Here is a 10,579-nt window from a genome sequence, read left to right as displayed (position 1 = left end):
ACCACTTGCGCTTCCGATCTCTCGTTAGCGGGAGGCGAATTCTACAGCGTTACTCGCTGTTGTCAACACCTCTTTTTCTCCGCTTTCGACCGAGAAGATCGAACCGTTAAAAGAGCCAAACATCACCACTCTTTCAACTCCTTCCAGGCTTCGATGAACTGAAGCGACCCGCTCTCGAAACCTACTTAACTCATTGAATCTCAAGGAGTTTTCCGTTTCGACTGCGCCGGAAGTGGGGCGAATTATAGACGTCTGGAATCTGCCGTCAACCGCTATTTTCGATTTTATTCAGATTTCAGCGTGATACGTGCGAAAGCCTTCTTGCCAGCCTGGCAAACGTGGGTAACACCCACTACATATATAAAGGAGCGATCAACGACCTCACCATCTATACGCACACCGCCGGACGCCAGAAGATCACGCGCCGCCGCCGAGTTCTTCACCAGACCTGCCTTATTAAGGACGGCGGCAATCGGCATATCTTCAGCAGAAGCCAGTTCGATCTCCGGCAGATCATCCGGGAGCTCGCCATCCTTCATACGATTACCCGCCGCGCGGTGAGCGTTCGCTGCAGCCTCTTCGCCATGGAAGCGCGCAACAATCTCTTCAGCCAGCTTGATCTTCACATCACGCGGATTGGCGCCTGCTTCTACATCAGCACGCAACGCATTGATCTCGTCCATCGAGCGAAAGCTGAGCAATTCGAAGTAACGCCACATCAGCGCATCCGGAATCGATACGAGCTTGCTGTACATGACGCCCGGTGCTTCTTGAATGCCGACGTAATTGCCCAACGACTTGGACATCTTCTTCACGCCATCAAGACCTTCGAGCAGAGGCATCGTCAGAATGCACTGAGCTTCCTGGCCATAACCACGCTGCAGCTCACGCCCCATCAGCAAGTTGAACTTCTGATCGGTACCGCCCAACTCGACGTCCGCACGCAAAGCGACCGAGTCATATCCCTGAACCAGCGGATAGAGAAACTCGTGAATAGCGATTGGCTGGTTGGTGGTGTAACGCTTGTCGAAGTCATCGCGCTCAAGCATACGCGCGACGGTGTACTGCGAAGTCAGACGAATGAAATCCGCCGGCCCCATCTGATCCATCCAGGTGGAGTTGAAAGCAACTTCGGTTTTCGCCGGATCGAGAATCTTGAACACCTGAGTTTTATACGTCTCGGCATTTTCCAGGACCTGCTCACGAGTCAACGGCGGACGAGTGGCGCTCTTGCCGCTCGGATCACCGATCATCCCGGTGAAGTCCCCTATAAGGAAGATCACCTGATGCCCCAGCTCCTGGAACTGGCGCAGCTTATTAATAAGCACGGTGTGACCCAAGTGCAGATCCGGAGCGGTTGGATCAAAACCAGCCTTGATACGCAGCGGTTGGCCGCGCTTGAGCTTCTCGATCAGCTCGGACTCGACCAACAGTTCTTCCGCACCACGTTTAATCAGCGCTAGCTGCTCTTCAACCGACTTCATAACAGACCCGCAAGGCTCAGATTCAAAGGGAACCAACCATACAAGATCGCGCACCAATTACAAGTTTTGCCCGGCGCACGGACACCAATCCACAGACGCGATGTCTGTAGACTTGCTTCAGAGATGATTTGGTTATATTTTATACAGTTATTTCATCTTCATCATGTCATTCATCTTTTCCAATTCACTACTTTTCAAAGTCAAAATTACCTATGACCACCGAACCGTCTAAAGCGCCACCGCTTTACCCGAAGACCCACCTGCTCGCAGCAAGTGGAATCGCCGCCCTTCTCAGCCTGGCGCTCCTGGTATTTCCTTCCAGTGATGTAGAAGCCAAAAAGACAACCCTGAGCCTTGAGCTGGAAAGTCCTGCTGAACAACTGACACAAGATCAAGACGCTGCAGACGCCGCTCAAGCCACAAATGAGCCTGTGGCCTCGCCGTTCGCCCAAATCGAAAACAGTGAAGAAAACACACCAAAAACCGCTGAAGCCGCGCCCGCCACAGCTCCGATCGCTGAAAAACCTACAGCCCCCGGCCATCGAGAAGTAGTAGTCGCAAAAGGCGATACGCTGTCGACCCTGTTCGAAGAAGTCGGTTTGCCTGCAACCGCCGTGCATGAAGTTCTGACCAGCGACAAACAAGCCAAACAGTTCAGCCAGCTCAAGCGCGGCCAGAAACTCGAGTTCGAACTCAGCCCTGAAGGTCAACTGACAAGCCTGCACAGCAAAGTCAGCGACGTTGAAACCATCACCCTGACCAAGAATGACAAGGGCTTCGCCTTCAACCGGGTTATTACAAAACCTATCGTTCGCACCGCCTACGCTCACGGCGTAATCAACAGTTCGCTATCGCAATCCGCCGCTCGCGCCGGGCTTTCCCATAGCATGACCATGGATATGGCCAGTGTCTTCGGCTACGACATCGACTTCGCTCAGGACATACGCCAAGGCGATGAATTCGATGTGATCTACGAACAGAAAGTGGTTAACGGCAAAGCTGTCGGCACCGGCCCCATCCTGTCAGCACGCTTCACTAACCGCGGCAAGACCTACACCGCTGTGCGTTACACCAACAAACAGGGTAATAGCAGCTACTACACCGCCGATGGCAACAGCATGCGCAAGGCGTTCATCCGCACTCCGGTGGACTTCGCCCGCATCAGCTCCAAGTTCTCCATGGGCCGCAAGCACCCGATTCTAAACAAGATCCGCGCCCACAAAGGTGTCGACTACGCAGCCCCGCGCGGCACGCCGATCAAGGCTGCCGGCGACGGTAAAGTGCTGCTGGCCGGCCGCCGCGGGGGCTACGGCAACACTGTTATCATTCAACACGGCAATACTTACCGTACGCTTTACGGCCACATGCAAGGCTTCGCCAAAGGTGTGAAGACCGGCGGCAGCGTCAAACAGGGCCAAGTGATCGGTTACATCGGCACGACGGGCCTGTCTACCGGCCCGCACTTGCACTATGAGTTCCAGGTCAATGGCGTTCACGTCGACCCACTGGGCCAGAAGCTGCCAATGGCCGACCCAATCGCCAAAGCCGAACGCGCCCGCTTCCTGGCGCAGAGCAAACCACTAATGGCGCGCATGGACCAAGAGAAGGCCACCATGCTGGCTTCGAGCAAGCGTTAAGCCATGGCTCTCTATATCGGTGTGATGTCCGGAACCAGTCTCGACGGGCTGGACATCGCTCTGATCGAGCAAACCTCGGCGATCAAACTGATCGCCACGCACTACATTCCCATGCCTGAATCTCTGCGCGCCGAGCTGCTTGGCTTGTGCGCAAGTGGCCCCGACGAGATCGCTCGATCGGCGATTGCCCAGCAAGAGTGGGTAAGACTCGCGGCACAGGGCATCGATGCCCTCCTCAGCCAGCAACAGCTCAAACCTGAAGCTATCCGTGCGATCGGCAGCCATGGCCAGACTATTCGCCACGAGCCAGCGCGCGGTTTCACCGTACAGATTGGTAACCCTGCGCTGCTGACGGAGCTGACGGGTATCACGGTGGTCAGTGACTTCCGCAGCCGTGATGTCGCTGCCGGCGGTCAAGGTGCGCCTCTGGTACCGGCCTTCCATGAAGCTTTGTTCGAAGAGCGTAGCGGTAATCAGGCGGTCTTGAATGTCGGCGGTTTCAGCAATCTGAGTCTGATTGAGCCGACCAAGCCTGTAGCCGGTTTCGACTGCGGGCCTGGGAATGTGCTGATGGACGCCTGGATTCAGCAGCAGCGTGGCGAGAATTATGACCGTAACGGCGATTGGGCTGCCTCCGGTACCGCTGAACCAGCGCTGCTGAAAGCATTGCTCAGCGATCCGTTCTTCGTGACCAAAGGCCCGAAAAGCACCGGCCGGGAAGTGTTCAACCTGCCTTGGCTGGAACGACACCTTGCAAGCCTGCAGGCGTACCCAGCTGAAAACGTACAGGCAACGTTACTCGAACTGACTGCGCTGACCATCATTGAGTCGCTGAAAAGCGCTCAATCGAATACCCGCGAACTGTTGGTCTGCGGTGGCGGCGCGCACAACGCGGCACTGATGAATCGGCTTGCCGAGTTGCTGCCAAACACGAAAGTCGCCAGCACTGCCACTCACGGTGTAGATCCTGACTGGGTAGAAGCCATGGCTTTCGCCTGGCTGGCTCATTGCTGCCTCGAAGGCATCGCCACCAACCGCCCGAGCGTCACCGGCGCCAAAGGCTTGCGTGTACTCGGTGCCATCTACCCCAACTGAGTAGATCGCCGGCCAATAAAAAACGCCGCAGAACCGTGAGGCTCTGCGGCGTTTTGTTGTCTGGAGCGAAGTGCGATCAGATCGAAAACGACGAGCCGCAACCACACGTCGTGGAAGCATTCGGGTTCTTGATCACGAAGCGCGAACCTTCCAGACCTTCCTGGTAGTCCACCTCCGCACCGGCCAGGTACTGGAAACTCATCGGATCAACCACCAGACTTACGCCTTCGCGCTCGACAATGGTGTCGTCCTCGGCAACATCTTCATCGAAGGTGAAACCGTATTGAAACCCTGAACAACCGCCGCCCGTAACAAATACGCGCAGCTTCAAGCGATCATTCCCCTCTTCATCGACCAGGCTCTTCACCTTGTGCGCAGCACCTTGGGTGAATTGCAAAGCCGTGGGGGTGAAGGATTCGACGCTCATGCTGACTATCTCCCGGCGTTACGCCGCCATAATGCGTGATGACGCGCATTATCCGCTTGTCCGAGAAAATCGGTCAACTATTGTTACGGTATATCAATAAACCCGACGAGCTGTTCAGAATGCAAAAAGGCCCGTTCAACGGGCCTTTTTTCTGTGCGAGTTAAAGTGTTACGGCAGCATACCGGCGTGAGAAAGACCGAAGCGCTCATCCAGCCCGAACAGGATGTTCATGTTCTGCACCGCCTGCCCCGAGGCGCCTTTGACCAGATTGTCGATCACCGACAACACCACCACCAGATCGCCATCCTGTGGACGGTGAACTGCGATGCGACAGACGTTCGCGCCACGCACGCTACGGGTTTCCGGATGACTGCCAGCCGGCATGACATCAACGAACGGCTCGTTGGCGTAACGCTTTTCAAACAGCGCCTGAAGATCAACCGAGCGATCGACTACCGTCGCGTACAGCGTGGAGTGAATGCCACGGATCATCGGAGTCAGGTGCGGCACGAAGGTCAGACCAACATCCTTGCCCGCTGCACGACGCAAACCCTGGCGAATTTCCGGCAGATGACGGTGACCTTTCACCGCATAAGCCTTCATGCTTTCCGACGTCTCGGAGTACAAAGACCCTACAGCCGCACCGCGACCGGCACCGCTGACACCGGATTTGCAGTCGGCAATCAGACGCGTGGTGTCGGCCAGACCGGCTTCAAGCAGCGGCAGAAAACCCAATTGCGTAGCGGTCGGATAGCACCCCGGCACGGCGATCAAACGGGCTTTCCTGATCTGCTCACGATTGACTTCCGGCAGACCGTAGACCGCCTCATCCAGCAATTCTGGTGCGCCGTGCGGCTGACCGTACCACTTGGCCCATTCCTCAGCGTCTTGCAGACGGAAGTCTGCCGACAGATCGATGACCTTCGTGCCTGCCGCCAGCAACTCACCTGCCAGAGCATGAGCGACACCGTGCGGCGTGGCGAAGAACACCACGTCGCAAGCGCCGAGGGTTTTGATGTCCGGCACGCTGAAGGCCAGGCCGTCGTAATGACCGCGCAGGTTCGGGTACATATCAGCCACGGCCAGACCGGCCTCGGATCGGGAAGTGATGACTGCCACTTCTGCCTGCGGATGCTGTGCCAACAGACGCAGCAGTTCGACACCGGTGTAACCCGTGCCGCCGACGATACCGACCTTGACCATAAACCTGCCCTCTACGAACCCACTGGAAAGCCGTCGATAATAGGGGCCGCGCGCGCCTGCGACAACCGTCAAGGTGACGTGCGGACGCTCAAGCCTCTACTATCCAGACTACCGTGAACCTGGGAATAACTAAAAATGCTCTATCTGTGGATCAAAGCGTTTCATATCGTCAGTCTTGTGTGCTGGTTTGCCGGGCTGTTCTACCTGCCACGACTGTTCGTTTATCACGCACAGAGTGAAGACACGATCAGCAAGGAACGCTTCAGCGTCATGGAGCGCAAGCTCTATCGCGGCATCATGGGCCCGGCGATGATCGCCACGCTGATCTTCGGTGGCTGGCTGATCTACCTCAACCCGAGCATTTTCAGCATGGGCGGCTGGATTCACGCCAAGCTGACCCTTGTCGTCTTGCTGATCGGCTACCACCACATGTGCGGCGCGCAGGTAAAACGTTTTGCACGTGGCGAGAACACCCGCAGCCATGTCTTTTATCGCTGGTTCAATGAAGTGCCGGTTCTGATGTTGATTGCTATCGTAATTCTGGTGGTGGTCAAGCCGTTCTAATTTCAACCGGTACAAATCTTTGGGGTGTTCATAATGTCGCTGCCCGCTCTGCTCGAACAACGTCTGCGCCTGCCTGTGGTGGCGGCGCCGATGTTTCTGATTTCCAATCCGGAACTGGTATTGGCCTGCTGTCGTAATGGCGTGGTCGGCAGCTTCCCGGCGCTGAACCAACGCGAAAGCAGCGGATTCAAAGCCTGGCTGGAACAGATCGAGGCGGGACTGGCGACGCTGGACAATCCGGCGCCGTATGCGGTGAACCTGATCGTTCACAACAGCAATCCACGCTTGCAAGCGGATCTGGATATTTGCGTCGAACATAAAGTGCCCATCGTTATCACCAGCCTTGGCGCGGTGAAGGAGTTGGTCGACGCGGTGCACAGTTATGGAGGCCTGGTCTTCCATGATGTCACCACTCGCCGCCATGCCGAGAAAGCCGCCGAAGCCGGCGTTGACGGTTTGATCGCCGTCGCGGCCGGCGCCGGGGGGCATGCAGGTACGTGGAGTCCATTTGCGCTGATCGCCGAGATTCGTCAGTTCTTCGACAAGACCTTGCTGCTTGCAGGATGTTTGAACCATGGCCACGAGATTCTGGCCGCTCAATTACTCGGTGCGGATTTGGCCTACTTCGGTACGCGATTTATCGGCACCACCGAAAGTCATGCGCCTGACGCTTACAAAGAGATGCTGCTGACAGCCAAAGCAGCCGACATCATCCATACTCCAGCGGTGTCGGGGGTGCCGGCCAGCTTCATGCGCCAAAGCCTTGAGGCCGCGGGTTTCGACCTGGCGACGCTGCAAGGCAAAGGCGAAGTCAATTTCGGCGAAAAGCTCAAGCCGATCAGCGATGAAGCCAAAGCCTGGAAGACTGTCTGGTCTGCCGGTCAGGGTGTAGGGCAGATTAATGATCTGCCCAGCGTGGATCAGTTGATCGCCCGCCTCGACACTGAATACCGGCAGGCTCAGGAACGTGCCGCGCAGTTGCCGCAACGCTGGCCGCGCTAAGAAAAATCAGGCCAGACGCTGGCGGACTGGCCTTACACTGACGACCTTTCAATCTATCGCGACAAGGATGCCTCGGCCATGAGCGACCCCCGTTACAAGATCGTTTTCGACGGAGCTCTACAGCCCGGCGTCGATATCACCACAGCCAAGCTGAATCTCGCAGATCTATTCAAAAGCGAAGTGGCCAGCATTGAGCGGCTGTTCAACGGCAGCACCGTGGCACTCAAGCGCGATCTGTCTCACAGCGATGCGCAGACCTATCTGCAAGCGTTGAGCAAAACCGGGATCGACGCCCGGATCGAAGCGGAAACAGCCATCGAGCTGAACCTCTCGGACGTACGCGAGCAATCCGCTGCCATGGCAGAACCCTCCTCGCCTTATGCGCCACCGCGGGCCAGCGTAGGTGAGACCTTCGCAGGGTTTGCACCGCTCAAACCGCTTGGTGTGGAAGGCCGGATCGGTCGTTTGCGCTTCCTGGCCTGGACGATGGTCGTGACATTGGTAAGCCTGCCAATCATCAGCATTTTTGCGCTGATTGCCGTGGGGCTGGTCAGCGCCGAATCCACCAGCGGACTGATCATCGGCGGCATCGTCGCGCTCTTTCTGGGTTTGGCGCTCATCGTCATCAGCATTTTCTTCACCGTGCAACGCCTGCACGATATCGGCTGGTCCGGCTGGCTGTGGTTGCTGACCCTGGTCCCATTCGTGGGCAGCATCTTCCCTTTTGTAATCATGGTCGTGCCGGGCAATACCGGTGCCAACCGATACGGGCCACCACCTCCGCCCAACAACACAGCAGTCAAGGTTTTGAGTGCACTGTGGATCGTCTTTATCGGGCTGTTTTTCATGGGCGGGATACTCGGCGGAATTTCGGCCATCCAGCAGGAATACGAAACAAGCCTCGAAAGCAGCTACGACAGCGGCTCGGTGACCACCGATGAAGTTGAAGTCGAGGACGCACCCGCAGCGAATTCCACCGACGATGCAGCCGAAGCGGCGCAGGCCCCTGTAGACTCTGCGCAAGAATGAACAGCGCTCCCCGCCGTGACACCCGCGTCGCTGGCGCGGAGCTGTTGCGAGGGAGAATTGCATGACCCGTTACGCTCTGATCACTGGCGCCTCCAGCGGCATCGGCCTGGCCATGGCCGAAGCGCTGGCCCGGCGCGGCCGCAGCCTGATTCTGGTGGCACGACAGCGTGATCAGCTGGAAAGTATTGCTATCGAACTGACCCAACGCTTCGGCGTTGAGGTCCTGTTCCGTGCCTGCGATCTGGGCGAACCGCTGCGCCTCTCCGGTTTCTTGCTGGAGCTGGAAGAAGGTGACCGGCAAATCGACCTGCTGGTGAACTGCGCCGGCATCGGTACTTGCGGCCCTTTCCTGGCTCAGGACTGGATGACCGAGCAGGACCTGATCGAAGTAAACATCCTCGCCCTCACCCGCCTATGCCATGCGATTGGCAACAGCATGGCGCTGCAGGGTGGCGGACAGATTCTCAACGTTGCCTCGGTGGCGGCGTTCAATCCAGGCCCGTGGATGAGCACCTATTACGCCAGCAAGGCCTATGTGCTGCACTTCTCCGAAGCATTGCGGGTTGAGCTCAAACAAAGCGCGGTCAAGGTTTCGGTGCTCTGCCCAGGCCCGACCCGCACGGCTTTTTTCCGCACCGCGCAGTTGAACAGTGACAAACTCAAAGACAGCAAAATGCTGATGAGCCCCGAAGAAGTCGCGCTCTACACTGTTCGCGCGCTGGAGAAAAATCGCGCGATCATCATTCCGGGACGGCGCAATCGCTGGTTCGCGTTTTTACCGCGACTGGGTTCGCGCTGGCTGAACCGCACCATCGTCGGCATGGTCAACAAGGCTTACTGCCCGCGCTGATCTGTCCTACGGCAAAACACTGGGCGGGTTCAGTCCCCATGAGTACACTCAGGTCAGCCCAAACAACGGAGAAAACAGCAGTGGATACTCTGTTCACCAAGATCATCAACCGGGAAATCCCGGCCAAGATCATCTACGAGGACGACCAGGTTCTGGCCTTCCACGACATCGCCCCTCAGGCACCGGTGCATTTTCTGGTGATCCCGAAAAAACCGGTGCGCACCCTCAATGACCTGACCGAAGACGACAAGGCACTGGCCGGGCATATCCTGTTCACTGCGCAACGTCTGGCACTGGAGCTGGGCTGTGAAGAGGGCTTCCGGGTCGTCATGAACTGCAATGAAAAGGGTGGGCAGACCGTCTATCACATTCATATGCACGTACTCGGACAACGCCAGATGAACTGGCCTCCGGGCTGATGTAACGCAAAAACTGTGGGAGCGAGCTTGCTCGCGAAGGCGGAGTGTCAGGCGCTGATGCTTTGAATGTGCCGACCTTCGCGAGCAGGCTCGCGCCCACAAAAGCATGACCGCATGGCTAATGACCCAGCGCAAACCGTCTCCGGCCGATTCGGTTAAACTGGCCGCCGAGATTCTTCCCGGAGGTCAGCATGACTACCCAACGTCACTACTCGCCGATTGACCGTCTTCTGCTGCAGGCCGATGCCGCGATGCGTACCCTGCTGCCCTTCAGCGGCCAGCCGTACCGTCCGTCACCGGCGATTTTGCAGCCGGAAACCCAGATGAGCGACGAAGACACCCGCCATGTCGCCGGTCTGATGCGCATCAACCATACCGGCGAAGTCTGTGCCCAGGCGCTGTATCAGGGACAGGCGCTGACCGCCAAGCTGCCACAGGTGCGCAAGGCCATGGAGCACGCAGCCGAAGAGGAAATCGATCATCTGGTCTGGTGCGAACAACGCATTCACCAGTTGGGCAGTCATACCAGCGTGCTCAATCCGCTGTTCTATGGCATGTCGTTCGGGATTGGCGCTGTGGCCGGTCTGATCAGCGACAAGGTCAGCCTCGGGTTTGTTGCGGCGACCGAGCATCAGGTGTGCAAGCATTTGAACGAGCACCTGGAGCAACTGCCAGTAGAGGACGAGAAGTCTCGGGCGATTCTCGAGCAGATGCGCATTGATGAAGAGCATCATGCCGAGAGTGCGCTGGATGCGGGTGGTTTCCGGTTTCCGGCACCGGTGAAGTTCGGGATGAGTCTGCTGGCCAAGGTGATGACCAAGAGTACTTATCGGATCTGAAGTTTGCATCGTCAGACAGGGACTTGTCGC

The 10,579-nt window shown here is 57.3% G+C and carries 11 protein-coding genes; 8 read left to right on the top strand and 3 right to left on the bottom strand.

Annotated elements, in window-relative coordinates; translation table 11 throughout:
* Nucleotides 1-284: 284 nt before the first annotated feature.
* On the bottom strand, nt 285-1,484 hold the full coding sequence (gene tyrS, locus IEQ42_RS15935) for a tyrosine--tRNA ligase (RefSeq protein WP_210704135.1): 1,200 nt from the start codon (nt 1,482-1,484) through the stop codon (nt 285-287).
* A 212-nt stretch (nt 1,485-1,696) separates the two neighbouring features.
* Between tyrS and IEQ42_RS15930 the strand changes: the two genes are divergently transcribed.
* Nucleotides 1,697-3,121 (top strand): peptidoglycan DD-metalloendopeptidase family protein, encoded by a 1,425-nt coding sequence (locus tag IEQ42_RS15930; protein ID WP_210704134.1) that lies wholly within the window; start codon nt 1,697-1,699, stop codon nt 3,119-3,121.
* A gap of 3 nt (nt 3,122-3,124) precedes the next feature.
* A complete protein-coding gene (locus IEQ42_RS15925; protein WP_042561357.1) occupies nt 3,125-4,216 on the top strand; it encodes an anhydro-N-acetylmuramic acid kinase in 1,092 nt (363 codons plus the stop codon).
* A 76-nt stretch (nt 4,217-4,292) separates the two neighbouring features.
* On the opposite strand, the gene erpA is transcribed toward IEQ42_RS15925, so the two are convergent.
* Both erpA and argC read right to left on the bottom strand, forming a co-directional pair.
* On the bottom strand, nt 4,293-4,643 hold the full coding sequence (gene erpA, locus IEQ42_RS15920; RefSeq protein ID WP_042561358.1) for an iron-sulfur cluster insertion protein ErpA: 351 nt from the start codon (nt 4,641-4,643) through the stop codon (nt 4,293-4,295).
* Nucleotides 4,644-4,811: 168 nt separating this feature from the next.
* Nucleotides 4,812-5,846 (bottom strand): N-acetyl-gamma-glutamyl-phosphate reductase, encoded by a 1,035-nt coding sequence (argC, locus tag IEQ42_RS15915; protein WP_210704133.1) that lies wholly within the window; start codon nt 5,844-5,846, stop codon nt 4,812-4,814.
* Nucleotides 5,847-5,981: 135 nt separating this feature from the next.
* Between argC and hemJ the strand changes: the two genes are divergently transcribed.
* The 6 genes from hemJ (at nt 5,982) to coq7 (ending at nt 10,549) form a co-directional block, all read left to right on the top strand.
* Entirely contained in the window at nt 5,982-6,410 is a 429-nt protein-coding gene (gene hemJ / locus IEQ42_RS15910) for a protoporphyrinogen oxidase HemJ (RefSeq protein WP_042561360.1), read from the top strand.
* A 33-nt stretch (nt 6,411-6,443) separates the two neighbouring features.
* Nucleotides 6,444-7,412 (top strand): NAD(P)H-dependent flavin oxidoreductase, encoded by a 969-nt coding sequence (locus tag IEQ42_RS15905; RefSeq protein WP_210704132.1) that lies wholly within the window; start codon nt 6,444-6,446, stop codon nt 7,410-7,412.
* 78 nt (nt 7,413-7,490) lie between these two features.
* Nucleotides 7,491-8,441, top strand: coding sequence for a DUF805 domain-containing protein (locus IEQ42_RS15900; RefSeq protein WP_210704131.1), 951 nt, complete (start codon nt 7,491-7,493; stop codon nt 8,439-8,441).
* A 61-nt stretch (nt 8,442-8,502) separates the two neighbouring features.
* A complete protein-coding gene (locus tag IEQ42_RS15895; RefSeq protein WP_042561362.1) occupies nt 8,503-9,291 on the top strand; it encodes an SDR family NAD(P)-dependent oxidoreductase in 789 nt (262 codons plus the stop codon).
* Nucleotides 9,292-9,371: 80 nt separating this feature from the next.
* Nucleotides 9,372-9,710, top strand: a complete 339-nt coding sequence (locus tag IEQ42_RS15890) for a histidine triad nucleotide-binding protein (protein ID WP_003228789.1) — start codon at nt 9,372-9,374, stop codon at nt 9,708-9,710.
* A gap of 191 nt (nt 9,711-9,901) precedes the next feature.
* Nucleotides 9,902-10,549, top strand: coding sequence for a 2-polyprenyl-3-methyl-6-methoxy-1,4-benzoquinone monooxygenase (coq7, locus tag IEQ42_RS15885; protein WP_047303750.1), 648 nt, complete (start codon nt 9,902-9,904; stop codon nt 10,547-10,549).
* Nucleotides 10,550-10,579 lie beyond the last annotated feature (30 nt).

It is taken from the genome of Pseudomonas iridis, assembly GCF_017980685.1.
GTDB lineage: Bacteria > Pseudomonadota > Gammaproteobacteria > Pseudomonadales > Pseudomonadaceae > Aquipseudomonas > Aquipseudomonas iridis.
Note: the sequence above shows the minus strand (reverse complement) of the source record. Positions and strands in the feature narration are given on the sequence as shown.